The 17320-nt window shown below is 47.0% G+C and carries 9 protein-coding genes and 1 pseudogene; 1 reads left to right on the top strand and 9 read right to left on the bottom strand.

Annotated features, from left to right (window positions below; all coding sequences use genetic code 11):
- Together PIL01S_RS08745 and PIL01S_RS08740 are read right to left on the bottom strand one after the other, a co-directional pair.
- Nucleotides 1–299, bottom strand: a pseudogene (locus PIL01S_RS08745) (NUDIX hydrolase); the annotation flags it as partial.
- Between the two features lie 303 nt (nucleotides 300–602).
- Nucleotides 603–1253, bottom strand: a complete 651-nt coding sequence (locus PIL01S_RS08740; RefSeq protein ID WP_127537185.1) for a TetR/AcrR family transcriptional regulator — start codon at nucleotides 1251–1253, stop codon at nucleotides 603–605.
- A 161-nt stretch (nucleotides 1254–1414) separates the two neighbouring features.
- On the opposite strand from PIL01S_RS08740, the gene PIL01S_RS08735 reads away from it, so the two are divergent.
- Nucleotides 1415–2236 (top strand): oxidoreductase, encoded by an 822-nt coding sequence (locus PIL01S_RS08735; RefSeq protein ID WP_127537184.1) that lies wholly within the window; start codon nucleotides 1415–1417, stop codon nucleotides 2234–2236.
- 259 nt (nucleotides 2237–2495) lie between these two features.
- Here PIL01S_RS08735 and PIL01S_RS08730 read toward each other — a convergent pair whose 3' ends face one another.
- The 7 genes from PIL01S_RS08730 to PIL01S_RS08695 form a co-directional block, all read right to left on the bottom strand.
- Nucleotides 2496–2903, bottom strand: coding sequence for a hypothetical protein (locus PIL01S_RS08730; RefSeq protein ID WP_127537183.1), 408 nt, complete (start codon nucleotides 2901–2903; stop codon nucleotides 2496–2498).
- Nucleotides 2904–3535: 632 nt separating this feature from the next.
- Nucleotides 3536–4960, bottom strand: coding sequence for a glycoside hydrolase family 32 protein (locus PIL01S_RS08725; protein WP_127537182.1), 1425 nt, complete (start codon nucleotides 4958–4960; stop codon nucleotides 3536–3538).
- Complete coding sequence (locus PIL01S_RS08720) at nucleotides 4957–6627, bottom strand: glycoside hydrolase family 172 protein (RefSeq protein ID WP_127537181.1); 1671 nt, start codon at nucleotides 6625–6627, stop codon at nucleotides 4957–4959. The genes PIL01S_RS08725 and PIL01S_RS08720 overlap by 4 nt, the downstream gene beginning before the upstream one ends.
- A gap of 190 nt (nucleotides 6628–6817) precedes the next feature.
- Nucleotides 6818–11512: a GH32 C-terminal domain-containing protein gene (locus tag PIL01S_RS08715; protein ID WP_246058130.1), complete on the bottom strand. Its 4695-nt coding sequence runs from the start codon at nucleotides 11510–11512 to the stop codon at nucleotides 6818–6820.
- 194 nt (nucleotides 11513–11706) lie between these two features.
- Nucleotides 11707–13956 carry a GH32 C-terminal domain-containing protein gene (locus PIL01S_RS08705; RefSeq protein WP_371859940.1) on the bottom strand — a complete coding sequence of 750 codons (2250 nt, stop codon included), beginning with the start codon at nucleotides 13954–13956 and terminating at the stop codon, nucleotides 11707–11709.
- 29 nt (nucleotides 13957–13985) lie between these two features.
- Nucleotides 13986–15509 (bottom strand): glycoside hydrolase family 32 protein, encoded by a 1524-nt coding sequence (locus tag PIL01S_RS08700; RefSeq protein ID WP_246058149.1) that lies wholly within the window; start codon nucleotides 15507–15509, stop codon nucleotides 13986–13988.
- A gap of 166 nt (nucleotides 15510–15675) precedes the next feature.
- On the bottom strand, nucleotides 15676–17292 hold the full coding sequence (locus PIL01S_RS08695; RefSeq protein WP_127537178.1) for an ABC transporter substrate-binding protein: 1617 nt from the start codon (nucleotides 17290–17292) through the stop codon (nucleotides 15676–15678).
- Between the last annotated feature and the right edge of the window lie 28 nt (nucleotides 17293–17320).

Here is a 17320-nt window from a genome sequence, read left to right as displayed (position 1 = left end):
ATCTAACTGAAGAGAACCACCGATGATTTCACCAATAAAATGAAATAAAATAACCTGATGATTTGTACTACTCATGAAATTGTAAACGCCTGTGGTGGCTGTAAGTTTAACATCGTACCCGGTTTCTTCCTTGGCTTCTCGACGTGCCGCCTCTAGAATATCTTCATGATATTCGATTCTCCCTGACGGGAAGTTCCATGTATTCTTAACAGTAGTCTTGTGTTTTCTTTGATCATAAGCAGCTTATCTTCATGTATTATCGAAAAACTCACAACCAATACAATCCCGTTTTGAGTCAAGTTAAAAGCCGTCCATAGTTAGAAAATTAGTACCACTATTATTAGGATATATGTTCCGTTTGTTGTAAATGACTGAACCTACACTCGTTACGCTAACCTGCCCGTTAGTTAAACAAAAGCAGCTGATCATGTTGATCCGCTGCTTTCTTAGTTGTATTAAGCTAACGTTTCCCGTTAGCTTAATGGACCTTCTTCGATTTACCACAGTATGTGATACGATTTAGTTTAAGGGGACTGTCGGCATTAATGCATAAAGGACCCGTAGAATCCTACAATGTTTGAGGTATTGAAAGATGAATATACTCAATGCAATTTGCTGTTCAAATAACTTGCCGTAAAGGTAACAAATTCGGAAAAATCATCAACAAAATTTATAGCTTCATAATTCATTCCGGATTGTTCCATGGCTAGTTTTTGGATAGGCGTCGGCGATGTATAAGGGAATAGTCCAATCACATAATTGGATTGCAACTGAATGAATTTATCAATGGTTTTGACGTCCCATGCAGGAAAAATGATTTTAATGACGTTGTTTACCTCAATCATAGTGATAAGATATTGCTTTTTGAAATCTACAAGTCTGTCGAGAGAAACATTTCTCTCAATCATGGTAAAAAGCATAGAAACAAGCTTTAAAAACCGTGGATGCCGATACAAAACTTCTGCCCACTGGCGTGAAAAATTTGAAATATCATGAGTCATATCAGAGTCAAAAGTATGTCTGATGTCACGCATCCAATCCTTAATCTCATCCAGCGCTACCAGAAGATATATCTCTTCTTTGGAAGAGATATATTTATATAAATTCCCACGTGTAAAGGTCGTTTCATTAGCAATTTTAGCTAGGTCAATTTTATGAAATTCCTCTGTATCAAAAAGCTTGATCGCCGCACTTTTTATCTGTTCTATCCTGATCTTTCGCTGTTCATCATTTCTTACCCGGTTAAATTCCATCACTTAGAGCCTCCTTCGAAAAAAATTATAGCATATAAACCTTGCGCATCCCTATTCAGCAATTTATAATAACTGGTAAGTAACGTGACGTCACGTTACTTACCAGTTATTATCGTCTACATTCGGTTTATCGATTACCAATAATCCAGGAGGCGAGTGCGATGAATAGGAATGAGCAAAAGGTCGTTTTGGTCACAGGAGCATCGGCAGGAATAGGTAAAGCCACAGTAGAGTTACTATTACAAGAAGGGTTTATAGTGTATGGAGCCGCCCGACGAATAGAGCAAATGAAGGACATTGAATCCAAAGGCGCGCGGATTATAGCAATGGATGTAACCGATGAAACCTCCATGAGTAATGGTGTATATCGTATCATTCGGGAGCAGGGAAGAATTGACGTTTTATTCAATAATGCGGGATACGGCGCCTATGGCGCAGTTGAGGATGTACCACTGGAGGAAGCAAGACGACAATTTGAAGTGAATCTTTTTGGATTAAGCCGTCTGACACAATTGGTTCTTCCTTATATGAGAAGACAAAAATCAGGGAAGATTATCAACACTTCGTCTGCAGGCGGCAAAGTTTATACGCTACTTGGTGCCTGGTATCATGCTGCAAAACATGCTCTGGAAGGATTCTCTGATTGCCTGCGCGTGGAAGTCAAGCCATTTGGAATTGATGTCATTATCATTGAGCCGGGGGCTACTGATAGTGAATGGGCAGAGGTTGTATTTGAACATGTGCAGACAACATCAGGGAGTACGGCATACAGTATCATGGCCGATGCTTTTATAAAAGCTTTAAAAAAACCCGGTGCTGTTTATCCTCCTACTCGGATTGCACACTTGGTTTCAAAGGCGATCCGATCCAAAAAACCGAAAACAAGATACGTAGCGGGCAACGCCAGACCGGTTATACTCGTAAGAAGAATCTTGTCGGATAGAATGTTTGATCGTATTCTTTACCGAGCGTTTAACATATGATCGCTTGACGTTAATCATCACGCTCTTTATTAAGTGACTTTTATAAACTGACCTACACATTATTATCTATTCTCATGTACCTTCTCGCATTTCCTTAGCACGCAAAAAATTAGGTGTAGTATGGAGCGAGACCAACCACTCTTCTCGATGTAAATACAGGCTTTTCTAAAAACTTGCTTCCAACCGGTAAACTGCTCCTTGCTATTGAATTAACGTTTCCCGTTAGCTTAAAGGTTGTTCCATTAATTAAGTTATTCACCTAAAAACTCTCTTTCGGCTTTTCCCCAATTAAGCCCAACAAAAACATTTGAGAAAAAGCGAACCCTTTATACGTTTTCGATAGACATGAAGGAATTGTCAGATCAAGGTCCATGTAGGTGGTTAGTATCCGCTGTGTGAATTCTTTCTGATTGGTTAAGGAATATTCCTGCAATTGTTTTGCAAACTCATTGCTTACGTTTCCTCTCCCGCCAAGCGCTTCTTGTAATTGGTACCCTGCCATATATAGCTCAGCTGCTATTTCTTCATCAACTCGCTGATGTTCAGATATATACGTCGAAATCCAATCACGCACTAGTGACGAGGTATCTTTATTATTATCCTTAGCAACCTGCTGGAAACTTTCTTTCATGTCTTTTGATATTCGTATTTGTAAATTCGTATCCATTTTAATTCATTCCCCCTTAGCCTGAATATGCTTATTGTAATCCAGTCGTAATTACAATGTCAATACATTGTAATTACAAAAATCAAAGCACTATTACCCTGCTTCATATGGTTCGTTATTGCCCGTTAGTTTAATGAATTGAAGGGCAAGATGACGATTAGATGCACGCCTAATCGGCAATAGGAACATGTTCTTGTCCTTGGCTCGAGACAAGAACTTGTACCGATAAAATAAAAAAGCCGCTAAAATAGCGACTTCAATGGGACCATCTTCTTGTCCCTCGACAGTTTTAGACGATTCAAACTAGCCCAAAACCAAACCCGTTAATGACTATTGCCGATTCTTGATCAGCTGATTTCTTTTTTATTTATTGTATGGATGTCCTGCCTCAAGCATTATTTTGCTTAAATGACATATCCCCTATATCCGATAAACGATTTGACGAAGCCGCTGCCAAGCTGATGATCATATCTATCGAAACGGATGGTCATTGCACTACACCTTTCGATGAAGTATTTCCGACAGAACTAATGGTTTGGCGAACCATCTAATTTCGGAATGCCCTCCGAGAGTTTACTTCAAAAAGTCGAGCAAAGAACTCTTATGGGGTGCCATGCTCGACTTTTTCCATATTATTCTCTGATCGCAATTTTCACATTGCTGATTTGAGCACTGCCTTGACTGACGAACAAGCCCAGCTTCCCTTGAAGAATATCATACATTCTGGCACTCATCGCAATTTCATCGTCTACGTAAATTTCGCATATCGAATGGTCAATATAAACTTTGATTTCATAAGGACGATTGGGAACAAGCTGAACGGGGCGTTCCAGCTCAACCTCATAAGGGAACGTCTTCCCCCCCTCTTCCGACTGCATAATCGCCCCCTGAAAGGTAATGCGGTTCCGCTGTGGTTCCAGCGTGACATAATAGGCCTCATCTAGAGTGTCTTTTGTCCGGAGCATGAACCCAATACCTTGAGTTTGTTCAGTGAATGAGACAATAGCCGATATTTTACATTGATCGGGTAAATCTTCCGGAGTTGTACAACCGGCAAACCTATACGGTGACTCGCAAGAGATCGATCCGTCTGCGAACTCCCACTCTCCAATAATACCATTGAATTGAACAGGCAGCGTTTTGTCAAAAGCGGCATCAACCGTTTCTGGTACTTTTACGCCAAGGGTGCCATCCGCCCGTTGAACGATTTCATGCACAATCAGATTCCCGCCCCAGTCCCAAGTGTCGTAATCCTTGCCAAGGGACTTCGGCGGATTCCAGCCGAATAAATCGTCATTCTTCGTCGGATTCCATCCAAACAGATAGCGCTTCTCGCCGTCTGAAACGGATTTGGCAGCATAGTAGGCACGACCGTCGAAGGTATCTTCCTTTGGAGTAATCCAAGGGCCTTCCAGGGAACGGCTCATCCGGTAAAAGGTCGCAAATCGTCCGGTATAAGAAGAGTAGATCAAATACCACCAATCCCCGATCCGAAACAAATCGGGACATTCGTGAGCCCCCACGTGCAGATTTGGCGAGTACAGGGGCTCGCGGTACTCCCAAGCTTTAAGATCCTTGGATGACAGCAGCGCGGTGCATCCTTTTCGATTAGTTGGCCCTTTTGCCATCGCTGCAAGCAACATCCAGTACTGGCCTTCCTCTTCATTCCAGAATACGAAGGGGTCACGCCAATCGGATAGCTCATATATGTGGTCGTCAGCGGTAAAGGTATCCTCAGGGATTGCCTCCCAGGTCTTGAAGTCTCTACTTATCGCATGACATACCAACTGCTTGCCTTCAGGAAATATGCAATAGAACATATGGTAGATGCCGTCCACTTTCAAAATGTGACCGGTCCCGCCTTCGATCTTGCAAGCTCCTTCTTCCCGATAATTCACAAAATCCTTCGTTCCGACAAGATACCAGCCGTGGTCGAGGCCCTCCCGGTAGTTATCTCTCCATCCGTGCAGATAGAACAGCTTAAACTCCCCGTCTTCATAATATGGAATAACGTCTCCTACCCATGCGTTATCCGGCCGATAGAAAAATTCCTTCATTTTTCATCCCTCCTGGTGTTTAAAGTAACTAAGCGGTTATTGAGCGAAACGGGCCTATACTCATCGCTTGTGCCCCGCTCCTGATACCAATAAACCGTGGAGGCATACAAACATTGGTTATTTAGGCCCCATTGATTCTCTTTATATTTCTCAATAAATCCCTCGAAGGAGTTCATGAAGGGAATGTTATCACAAATATGAAATCGGCTAACCGAGGTATGTCCGTTCGCATCCAATTCGATAAACGGCTGACTGGCGAAAGCACTGTCAAACATCGGGAAGGGAGGCTCAGCCGCCCAGGCATAGCCAATATAGTCCTCGCTGCCCGTTCCGAAAGTGGACGGAAAGGATTCGCCATCCACGAAAAATTTCTCGTCCCCTTCTCCCCACCACCAATCAATCGTTTTTCGATCCCAACGCCCATACCACCAGGTTTCGGATTCCTTATTGGGTTTCTCCCAGGTATTGTACACGTGAAGATGAACGCCGCAGAACCTTCCCCGCCCTTTCGTCAGCAGCAGAGGCCAATCCGGCCAGCGATCCCCGCCTTCCTTGAAGCGCCCCACGTCCAGATCCAGATAATCGTCCCGGTGCCATTTCGCATGAAAACGCAGGAGATCGCAAGTATGAGATGCTGTCAAGGGAAAATAACGGATATCAGCTGAGATCTCACACGGCTGCGTTCCATCATTTTCAATTTCGATCCTGGCACCTTCCGAGAACGGCATGTACCAATAACTGTACATTTCATGTTCATTCATACCCAGAGGCAGAGAACGGTACGGCTTGATGCCGGGAGCGCTTCCAAAAAAATCACCCAGTGGAGCCCATACGGAGGGATCAACTTCATTGTCCCATTTCATTGAGATGGCCAATTGCCTAGCCAAGATCCGCTGCTGTTCCTCGCTCTTTCGTCCAAGGTCAGTCCTGATCCGGATCATGGAGATAGCGCCGGCCCCCTGTTTATCAAAAAGCACAGCCTTGCCCCCTGGTGGTACGGATATCGTAACGTTCTCGAGGAAAGACCCTTCCTTATTCAAGGAAGAATCGATTCCTCTTTGCTGTAATACCCGATCCGCTTCGGCCAGTGCAATAGCTGACTCCTTGTCGATGATACCATCAAAAGACGGCAGTTTAACTTCGGAAGGGAATGAAGTATAAGTGATGTGGTAATAAGCGCCCCAACCTTTATCCAACAGCACCTTGCAATGTTTTTGAAAGGAGATCGGAATGAAGCTGTTTCTTCCGCGGGATAATGTAGGCGACAGATTCGGAAAATTGGCCGGGGGCCCTTCTTGGTTGAATTCTTCAAAATAATCCCGGAAGGGCTGATTGATTACAGGGGTATCAGCATGATCAATATAAATCCGGATATGTCCATCCTCCGGAAGCGCAGACCAGAATCTCCAGATCACGCCAGGACCGCCGAGTTCCATAGCGACGATGCTGTCCCCTTCCTTACGAATGAAGCCCCCTCCGTCATCATTGGCTCCCCAATTCTCGTATAAGCCGGTCTGGGCATTATAAACAGAACTTCGGTCAAAGCTTGAGAAGCACCCCGATTTCTCACCTGCCTGCGGCGGTACCGCCAGCGATTCAAAGTCATACAGTCTTCTCACAAGATCCTTATATAAATAAGATTGCTGCTCTTGATTGGCTTGAGTCATACTGTATACTCCCTTCTTTCTTACCTGTTGATCTTCTCCATACTGCCTTCATTATAGATAATCTGAAGTCTTAGACCTCTCCTAAAGCGGATAAATCCGCTTTATTCTTGCTTCCGGCATGCTTATCCATTCCCTGCAAATCCTTCAATATTTCTGCGGGAACTTCGATCTCTGCATCACTCTCTGATCTTCAGAGCGTTCTTTTCATCGTTGGCCGCTGTTCTGACCGGGAACCGCACCTGCCGTTCCGAATGACAAGCTGCTCTGACTTGCTCGGTTTGTTTGCGGTGACCACAGAGTTATTCTCAGGGCTGGTAGGACCGGCTGGATCGATTGAAATGGTCGGATTATTTAGATTAGTCGGGTTATTCACCTTAACCGGTACATTGAAGTCATCGACGTTAATATGTCCAAAACCGCCTGTGGTTTGGTCAACCACCTTGATGTATAGCTCCTCGCCGATATACGCCGACGCGTCCCAAATCTTCCGTTGATACTCCTCATAATTGGTGGCAGTCTCTTTAAATAGCTCTTTGCCGTCCGACGCCCGGACCAGCGCAACATACAGCTTATCTAGATCGCGCCCGCCGCTGACCAGAAAATTGAGTTTACCGTTCCCGCCAAGGATGAAGTTCTGTGATTTAAGCGTTCCCGTTAAACTGTCGCCGCCGGCTTCCTCATTGAAGCCCCACAAATGATAGCCTCCTGGAATTTTATGCGACGGATTGAAATAAATCGTGTCCCAGAAAAACTGGGTGTCGGTCACATGGACATTCTGGAAGGCGTCTCCTTCCGTTATCCAGCCTGTTAAGTCGCCTGTAGCAAAATCATGGTTAGCCAGGTCCGTAATATCGGTGTATACGGAGTTGTCCCAGTTGTCAGGCACATCGACCGGAGCAGCCGGTTCACCCGTCAAAGCATTCATATTCCATACTTCCATCGACTTGACCGTTATATTGTTGTCGCCCCAGACCTGCAAGCCTAAGGAGTCGTATCTGCCTACATAGACGCGGGTTGTCAGCTTTTTCTTGTAATTGGCAAAGGCTTCAACAACCGAGCGATCGAGGAAGATATGCAGCTTCAGGTTCTCTCCGTCAAGATCTACGTACCCTCCTTGAATACCGTCCACGCGCACATCCGGATCAATGCTGCTCTTGGTCCGATCCACATTAAAGGTCCCGTTCGTCTTGTCATAGTAAATCAGCGTTTCCTCTTGGCCGTTATCGGAGCGCCGCACTTTGAGACCGAATTTCTGGGCTTCGCCTGGATCAATTTCCATCACAATCTCCAGCATGTCGCCTTTGACATTTTGAATCAATTGATTGGCGGCAGCCAAATTTTTGTCCGAGAAATCAACCACCTTATCTCCCCGGAGACTCTGCAATTCTTGAATGGGCTCTATGCGCAATTGATCCTGGTCGTCCAGGCTTAGGGAAACGGGCAGTGCCAGGTTATGAGCCCATCCGGCTTGATATTCAGCCTGCGGTGTTCTTACGTTTTGCACCATGGAGTAAACGACCGTTCTTCCGTCAGGTGTGACCATACCGCTCTCTGCGGTTAAATAACCATCACCCACATCCATTTTGGAGGGTGCTTCTTGATCAGGTATAAATTTGAAGTGTTCCCGGTCCCAGGTGCCTACCCAGTAAAAGACCTCAACATCTCTTTGCACATCGTTCGCCGGAGGCACTTGCTCCGGCTTTTCATGGGGATTAATCATGAAAATATACTTTTGCTTGCCCGTACTGTCTTTGCCTAACGGCAATAATACGGGCAGTTCCCATACTGTACCCAACTCTGGATACTGGCTTCTGTCACTAACGTATAAAGGCCCCTTATACTCCCAATTGTACATGTCATCAGACACATACACCAAAGCTGTGCCGCTGCTAAAGTCCTCAAGGCCGGACGTCACTAACTGGTACCACTTATCTACCTCTTCGTCGTACCATACAAATGGGTCCCGAAACTCGTTATGGATGCCATTCCCGTTTTGCTCCGTTACCGGTTCGGGATATTTCACCCATTGCTCTAAATTGGGGTCGGACAAATCCGCCGGAGTCGCCAGTCCTGTTCTTTGGTTGGGGGACAGGGAGTCATTGCCGGCGGTATAAAAGAGAACGGGATTTCCGTCTCGATCATACGCAGCACTGCCTGACCATGCGCCGTCCGGATCAAGGGTGCCCGCTTCGGGGGCAAGAGCAGGCCTCACATTTTCCCAGTGAACCATATCGTCACTAACCCAATGTCCCCAGTGGATTTGATGCCAAAATGGACCCTGGGGGTTATGCTGATAAAATAAATGGTATTTGCCGTTATAATAAATCGGTGCATGCGCTTCATTCATCCAGTTTTGCGGAGGCATCGCATGGTACTGCGGACGGTGCTGATCACCGTCGAATACACTAGGGTCCTCATCAATATCGCCATTTGGAATTTCCGGAACCGCACCGCCATGAAGTGACTTCACCTTGTCATATTCAGCTAGCAGCTCCTGAGCGGTAAGGGCTTTGTTCTGCAGATTCACTTCATCGATGAGTCCGCTGAACATATTGTAGGAGAACAAGCCTGCCAACTCTACCGGTTTATTGTTTTTACCGATAATCAGGCTTGCCGCAGATGGTGTGATCGGAACGTTGACTGGTGTTGCCTGGGAAGCCACTTCCTCGCCGTTTAGATATAACTTAATCATTCCTTCTTCCTTGTCGAAGGTAGCGGCCATATAATTCCACTTGTATTTTTCGAGCGGATGATCCTTCACCCATACTTGAATCCACTGGCCGCCGATCCCGACCTGCATCGACCATGTGCCGTGCCGGTACATGCCAAGCGCGAAGCCTTCCGCTTTATCCTGATCGGACTGATTTACAATCGCAGAGAGCTTGTTCCCGTCTCCCCATTCGTAGCTGCGTGGGGCGACCCAAGCTTCAAGCGTGAACGCATCGCTTACAGGAATGGTATCCTTTGTATTCACCTCAATATCATTCGAATATCCATCGAACAACAAGGCGCCGCCTTTTACTCCGCGCGGAGTCCATCTCGGCTCCTTCGAGGCCATGTATCTGGCGTTGTTAAATACATAGTTCACATTGTGCTCCAGATTGCTTACTTCCTCAAGCGCCTTCTTTCCTGCGCCTTCATCAAGACTCATATAAAAAATGGTCCCGAAACCATGAGCTTGAAAAGCGTCAACCGCAATACTTGCTTGGTTAGATTGATCGACAACCTTGACATAGAGCTTCTTATTATAGTGTTCCTGTATTTCCCAGGTAATTTTCTCGTTCGCACTGACATCCCCGATCTTTTCAAGCAATGCATTCGTACCCGCATCATAAAGTGCGACGAAGGCGTCCTCCGGATTTTCGATATTCAAAACAGTGAAGGTAATGCTTCCGGTTCCCTGAAGGGTGAAAGTATTGGAGGTAATGGAGCCTTGTCCTTCCGCAGAGGACTTGACGAAGAAGTTTCCTTCTTTACCGGCTTGAGCTTCTTGGGTCACTTGAAAGGCATTTCCCTCAGCTGTCCACCCATCCAAATTCCCAGTTTCAAAACTGCGGTTTGTGATTTCGGCCGGGATAATGTTTTCTGCCATAACTCCTTCATCTGGTACGGTTTCACTGAAGGTATTGAAGGCATCCGCAAATATCAGTCCCCAATCGGATGTTGCATGATCTACAATTTCAACATACAGTTTCTTTCCGATATACTTGGACAGGTCGGCTTTATATTGTTCCATATTCGCCAGTCTCAGACCCTGCTCAGGATCCGGGAACCCGGACTCATTAAATTCGCTATTCCCGAACCTGGCAATCAAGTCTCCCGTATCCGCCTCGATGACGTTCACATACACTTGATTCGTATTCTTGCCTCCACCCAGTCTGAAGGTAATCCATCCGGTTCCACCCAGCTCGAAGGTGCTCGAACGAAGCACACCGGTCGCAGCCTCATTATATTTCCAGCCGTTTAAATGATAATTGCCTTCCTGGTTATACGGGATTTGTTCATCCCAAAAGGTTTTGTCGTCCGATACACTGTTCGGACCAAATGCTTCACCCTCGACAACCGTCCACCCTGTTAAGTTTCCGGTTTCAAAGCTGGGATTTTCGATTTGATAGCGTTTGAAATCCGGCTTAATATCCGTGGCGATAATTCCTACAGTCGGCTCGGATTGATGATACATGAAGAATGCATCCGCAAATACCACTCCCCAGTCCGTGGTTGCATTATCGACGATCTCCACGTACAACTTCTTGCCTAGATGTTCGGAAAGATCTGCCTTATATTGCTCCATATTGGCAAGCCGCAAGCCCTGATCGGGATTCGGGAAGCCAACGTCAGCGAAGGCGCTATTGCCATACCGGGCAATAACCTGCCCCGTCTGGGCTTCCACGATATTTACATATGCTTTGTTTGGATTTTTGGCGCCGCCAAGCTTGAAGCTGATCCAGCCGCTGCCGCCCAGCTCGAATGTGCTGGAACGAAGCACACCGGTCGCAGCCTCATCATGCTTCCAGCCGTTTAGATGATAAGTACCTTCCTGATGGTACGGGATTTGTTCCGCCCACCAGGTTGTTTCATTCGATACGCTGTCCTGACCAAACGCTTGACCTCTGACAACCGTCCAGCCTGACATATCCCCAGTTTCGAAGCTTGGATTTTGGATTTGATAGACTGTATCCGTAACGGACAGCCCCTCGTCAGGCTTGGGAATATGATGGACCTCATCCGTAACCGACAATCCCATGTTCACCTGTGGACTGAGTGTTTCCTCAACATTAACCTTGGATTCGGCTGCGGCCGAGATTCCGGGAGCTACAAGCTGAAGAACCATCACCCCTATAACCATTCTGGAGATCCATCCTTTGTTTCTTTTGGCTTCTCTCATCAACGAGCCTCCTTCGTCATTTCTTATTCATGCAAACATTCATACGTAATTTTGAAAATGGCTCTCCGTATACAAGGATGCATAGTCATGAAGTAAGAGAGGCGTTAATGAAGCGTTTCCATCCCGAGGGTGGTAAGTGGCCTAAATATCAGTTACATTACCCATAGTAAGTAAGGTGCGCCTAGGCGCTCACGTTACCATATGGATCGCATATCCCATATTTCCATGGACTTAACCAGCAGATCCACATCGCCCCAGATCTCAAGTCCCAGAGCATCCTTACGGCTCGGATACACCCGGGTCGTCAGACTTTTCAATCCGTTGGCATACGCTTCGACCATGGAGCGGTCCAAATAGATGTGAAGCTTCAGATTCTCTCCCATCAGCTCCAGTTTACCTCCCTGAACCCCGTTACACCTTTCTCCCGGATGCAGCGTCGTTTTCGTCCGATCAACCAAGAGTTTAGCTTCATTTAGATCATAAAATAGTAGCGTTTCTTCTTCTCTATCCGGCGTACACCGGACTTTGATTCCAATTTGGCTGGCACTGCCCGGCTCCAGTTCCACTTGAATCTCTAGCATGTCGCCTTGAACATCCTGAAGCAGTTCATTAGCCTCAGCCAATGATTTGTCCCGGAGCTCTAGCCGCTTGGCACCACGCAAGGATTGAAGCTCTTGAATCGGCTCGATTCCCAACCGTCCGTCATCCCGCAAATACACGCTGAGAGGCAAGCCGCCGTTATGAGCCCAGCCCGATTGATATTCAAGCTCAGACGTCCGGTCGCCTTGGGCTATTGTAAATATGATCTTTCTGCCGGTCTTCGGATCCACCATGCCGCTCGGGCCGGTAAAATGGAAATCACCGACATCAATCAGTTCCGGCTCCTCTTGATCTGGAATAAACGAAAGGTTTTGTTTATCGAGCTGCCCAATCCAGTAGAATACCTCGACATCCGCTCCTTGTCCCACAGGGCTTACCAGTAAAAGATGCTTGTTCACTCCCTGTTTATCGCTGCCAAGTGGAAGAAGCACGGGCAGCTCCCAGATCGGTCCAAGATAAGGGAACTTCTGAATCTCCGCTTTAAATAATGGCCCTTTGTACATCCAATTCAGCATATCCTGCGACGAAAATGCCAGCGCTGCTCCACCTTCGCCTTCGATCCCGGACCCGACCAAGGCAAGCCAACCGTCATCATCCTTCCACACGAATGGATCCCGGAAATCTCCGAATAAGCCCATGCCCTTCTTCTGTACAATCAACGGCTCCGGATGTTTGACCCATTGAACCAGATCCGGATCTCCATCCCTGGAATAGGTGCTTCGGGCAAGCGCCACGCTCTGATTCGGCGAAGCACTGTCATTGCCCGCCGTAAAGAACAAGACAGGCAGGCCTTCTGCGTCATATGTCGCGCTACCAGACCAAATCCCGTCCGGTGCGAGTTGATCTTTTTCGGGTGCTAGGGCCACGGGAAGATCCAGCCAATGTACCAGGTCCTTGCTTACCCAATGTCCCCAGTGGATCTGATGAAAGAACGGTCCGAGCGGGTTGTGCTGATAAAATAAATGATATTGTCCGTCAAAATAGATCGGCGCGTGGGGTTCATTCATCCAATGGGCCGGCGGGCTAACATGATATTGTGGTCTGTGCCGATCCTGCAGCAGAGGCGTCCGATCCAGCTTGATCTCATCATACGTTAATTGTGGATGGCTTCCTCCATGGGCGGTGTCCAGCACATGCCGATAGGAAGCGGCCACCTCGTCCGCGCTCAGAGGCCGATTATAAATCTTGAGCTCATCGATGATACCGCTAAACATGTGCAGGCTGAATACTCCCGCCAGCAGGCTGCAGTGATTGTTTTTGCCGATGAGCAGATCCTCGTCCACAGCCTCGGCCAAGCGGGAACCACGAGGCAAGACGGCCGAAGCGATTTCATTGCCATTCAAATACAGCTTCATTTCCCCTTGGTCCCCATCGAACACGGCACTCACATAAGACCACACATTCTTAGGCAGTTCATGGCCGTCCGACGACCAAACTTCCTTCCAGCTCCCCCCTTCCAGACCGACTTGGAAGGACCAGGTACCGTGACGAAACATGCCCAGCAGATAACCCTGCTTGCGATCCATGTTGTAGCGATTCACAATGGCGGACAACTTGCCCCCATCTCCCCATTCATAGGAGCGTGGCGCTACCCATACTCCGATACTTAACGCTGACCGATATTCCGGCTCGCGCTTCGAATCTCCCTCTTTTTTGAATGAATGAGCAATGCTAGTCGAGTAACCGTCAAACAGGAGGCCGCTTCCCAAAACTCCCTGTCTCCACTGCGGATCGCACGGTTCGGTAAACTCCGCTTGATTAAATACGTATTGAATATCATTCCGATCATGAGAGACGCTCTCCATCGTGCTGGTCCCGTTTCCTTCATCGAAGGCCCAAGACATAATCAAACCCTGATTGTCGGGTATTTGGTTCACGATTCATCCCTCCTCGATGTGTTTCCTGTGTTGTTATTTGAAATATGAATGGACTGAAGTGCATGGACATACAGCGAATTCAGTACAAACTGCCCTGATTCCGTACTTATTGAAATATGATCCACCGGGGCATCCGGAAAAATTTGATCTGTCAGCACAACCAGGCCTTCATTCGCATACACTTCAACCGAATTGCGATCTAGCCAGATATGTAGCTTAATTTTCCCGTTTTCCGGAAACAGCCTAACTCCATGCTGACATGCAAACGAAGGATGGAAGTCCGTTATGCCCGATTTGGATCGGTCGATGAAAAGCCATTGGCGCCCAGGATCATATCCTATGATGGTCTCACTCTGCTCGGACGATTGCATTTTGATACGAACCTCGCCCGCAGATCTAATATCGATATCCGCTTCGATCTCCAGTAGATCATCCTTTGTCTTTAGCCTAAATGGGACATCCGGAGTAACCGTGGTATCAGACCAGCTTATCGATTCTTTTCGAAGCTGCTCTATTTCCTGGACAGGCATTTGGGTTAATACGATACCCTCATCCCGATTGGTTAAGGACAAGGAACGAGGCAGCGTCATGGCGCCTCTCCAGTCTCCCGTAGGCGTCTCGTTGGCATATTTCCAGTTACTCATCCAGCCAATGATCACGCGACGGCCGTCTAGTTCATGCATATCCGACCAGGTGACCCCTGCATAGTTGTCCCGACCATAATCCAGCCACATGATATGATCCGCAGGATTGTCGTTGATGAAGGTATTTCCGTCAAACTCTCCGATAAAATATTGCGTGCGTGATCCTTCCGGACAGGAAGGGTTATCCCCAATGCTAATGACAAGTACCCATTTGGAACGCCCACTGTTATCGATTGACAATTCAAAAAGATCCGGGCATTCCCAAACGCCATCATGCGAGCCTTCCTCTTGACCGAACTCCCCTGTTAGTGACCATTCACGCAAGTTTTTCGATCCATAAAACCGAACATGCTCTCCCGCGACAATCGTCATGACCCACTGCTCACTTTGCGAATGCCAGAACACCTTCGGATCCCGGAAGTCTGCCAGAGCAGGTTCGGCAAGCACCGGATTCCCCTTATATTTGTGCCAGGTCCTTCCATTATCACTGCTGTAAGCCAAGCTTTGCCGCTGGCGCGGCTGTTCGGTCTCTGGACATGTATCCGCATGGGTAAAGATCGCAACCAATCCATGAGCACCTTCGAAAAATCCACTACTGTTGTTAAAGTCAACCACACAGCATCCGGAAAAAATAGCTCCATGTTCGTCCGGGAAAAGAGCAACAGGTTCATGCTGCCAATGAATCAGATCTCGACTTACGGCATGGCCCCAGTGCATTGGCCCCCATGTATTGCTATAGGGATGATGTTGATAAAACAGATGATATTCTCCCTCGTAATAGACTAATCCGTTCGGATCGTTCATCCAATGAGATGGAGGCGAAAAATGAAATCCCGGTCTAGATCCATTATTCACATGCTGTTTATTTAACTGCATTATCTTATTAATTTCATCTGTCGTCGGCATAGACTGAAGAGCCCCTTTCCGTATTGTTATTAACGTACCGCCAGCATTGGCAAATTCAGCAACTTATAAGTCTATCAATACTCCCTCGTCAGCTATTACATTAAGCACAGATTCTCCCCACCCAACGCTTGATTATTTATTTGTTTAAATTTGCGTTATAACGATCCAGCCCATTTTGATAGATCTCCATCAATTCGTTCAATCCCATCTTCTCCAGGTTCTTCAAATAGCTGTCCCACTGTTCATTCACGCCGCCATCAACAATGAATTTTCCTCGTTGGGTATTTACATATTTAATCAATTCGGGCTCAATTCTATTGATTTTGTCCAGTTCCTCCGGCTCAAAGAAGATACTCGGATAGTTTTCCTCTTCCATATAGGGATCGTAATATTTCTCCAAATCTTCAACTCGCTGTTGGGCTCTAGGCTCCAAATCAACTACTTTCCCCAAGTCTTCGATGGTAATGACGCCAGGGCCGCCCGCTCCTGGAGCCACTTTTTGACGGAATTCGCCTGCGGATGTTCCTTCCGGAAGCGGCAGGTTTACCAACTTTCCATTCTCGTCCTTCTTAAATACGATATCCAGCGGACCCCAGTGGATTTGAGCAGCCATGTACGGTTCATACTGCTGATCGATCCAACGCATTGTGATTTCCGGATTCTGGTTCTCTTTTGTAATCACGAAAGCGCCGCGCCCTGGACCGCCACCATTGCCGCGACCGATCAATTGATCCCCGTTCGGTCCTTTGAGCGGAGACAGTAAAGCATAATCTTCGCTTCGCTCCGTTCCGACCACCTCGTCGACTTCCCACCAGATATAGGAGCCGAGCGTTTCGACTGTTGTCTTCCCTTTGGCCAGGTACTGAGCGGCGTCCTGGGTGAACGATTCAGGGTCAATCAGGCCCTGCTTATACCATTTTTCATGAAAATAGTTCAATGCTTCCTTATATTCAGGTTGCGTAGCGGTAAAGATCACTTTTCCGTCGCGAACGACCCGATGCTCCATATTATCCGGAAGTCCGAAAGCTCCGAATATGCCAGCAATATCCATACACCACTGCATGTGCATAAAGCTTAACGGAATTTCATCGGCCTTGCCGTTACCGTTTGGATCCTGTGTCTTAAAGGCAACTAATGCTTCCGTGTATTCATCCAAAGTTTGCGGCATTTTCAGGCCCAGTTTGTCGAGCCATTTTTTATTAATGACGTGAAAGAAAGGGTTTGTTCCAAGGTTGTTCTCTTCCCACGAAGGCAGCCCGTAAATATGCCCGTCCGGTGCCGTGATCGAGGATTTGATGTCAGGTCTGCGTTCTAAAAGCGCTTTCAGATTAGGCGCATATTGATCGATTAAATCCTCCAGCGGAAGGATCGTTCCGTCTGTGCCGTAATTAACCAGCTCGTAATCCGAGAATCCGGCTCCATAAAAAGCGTCAGGTAAATCTCCGCTGGCCAGCAGCAAATTTTTCTTCTCGGTAAAGTCGGTATCCGGAATGTTCTCCCACTCGATCTGAACGTTGGTTTGCTCTTCCAGCTGCTTGAAAATTTCCATTTGCGAGTACTCCGGTGCCAAAGCAGCTTTCGGTGATACCATCCTTAACGATACTGGTTCATTCACAATTGGAAGACCCGTTTTGTTAAAACTCGCAGTCTGATCGGAATTTTCCGACTGGTTCTTGGAGTCTCCTGAACATCCACTCAGTGCAAACGCTCCGGCCAGCATAAGAATTCCCGCTCTTTTGAATACAGATTTCATTGTACATAACCTCCCTTTAGATCATTGC

Origin of the sequence: Paenibacillus illinoisensis NBRC 15959 (genome assembly GCF_004000925.1) — a bacterium.
GTDB lineage: Bacteria > Bacillota > Bacilli > Paenibacillales > Paenibacillaceae > Paenibacillus > Paenibacillus illinoisensis.
This window is presented reverse-complemented; position numbering and strand designations above follow the sequence as displayed.

Bases quoted from the DNA above. Each gene is read 5' to 3' on its own strand.
- PIL01S_RS08740 (WP_127537185.1), bottom strand. From the start codon at position 1,253: ATGGAATTTAACCGGGTAAGAAATGATGAACAGCGAAAGATCAGGATA.
- PIL01S_RS08735 (WP_127537184.1), top strand. From the start codon at position 1,415: ATGAATAGGAATGAGCAAAAGGTCGTTTTGGTCACAGGAGCATCGGCA.
- PIL01S_RS08730 (WP_127537183.1), bottom strand. From the start codon at position 2,903: ATGGATACGAATTTACAAATACGAATATCAAAAGACATGAAAGAAAGT.
- PIL01S_RS08725 (WP_127537182.1), bottom strand. From the start codon at position 4,960: ATGAAGGAATTTTTCTATCGGCCGGATAACGCATGGGTAGGAGACGTT.
- PIL01S_RS08720 (WP_127537181.1), bottom strand. From the start codon at position 6,627: ATGACTCAAGCCAATCAAGAGCAGCAATCTTATTTATATAAGGATCTT.
- PIL01S_RS08715 (WP_246058130.1), bottom strand. From the start codon at position 11,512: ATGAGAGAAGCCAAAAGAAACAAAGGATGGATCTCCAGAATGGTTATA.
- PIL01S_RS08705 (WP_371859940.1), bottom strand. From the start codon at position 13,956: ATGTCTTGGGCCTTCGATGAAGGAAACGGGACCAGCACGATGGAGAGC.
- PIL01S_RS08700 (WP_246058149.1), bottom strand. From the start codon at position 15,509: ATGCAGTTAAATAAACAGCATGTGAATAATGGATCTAGACCGGGATTT.
- PIL01S_RS08695 (WP_127537178.1), bottom strand. From the start codon at position 17,292: ATGAAATCTGTATTCAAAAGAGCGGGAATTCTTATGCTGGCCGGAGCG.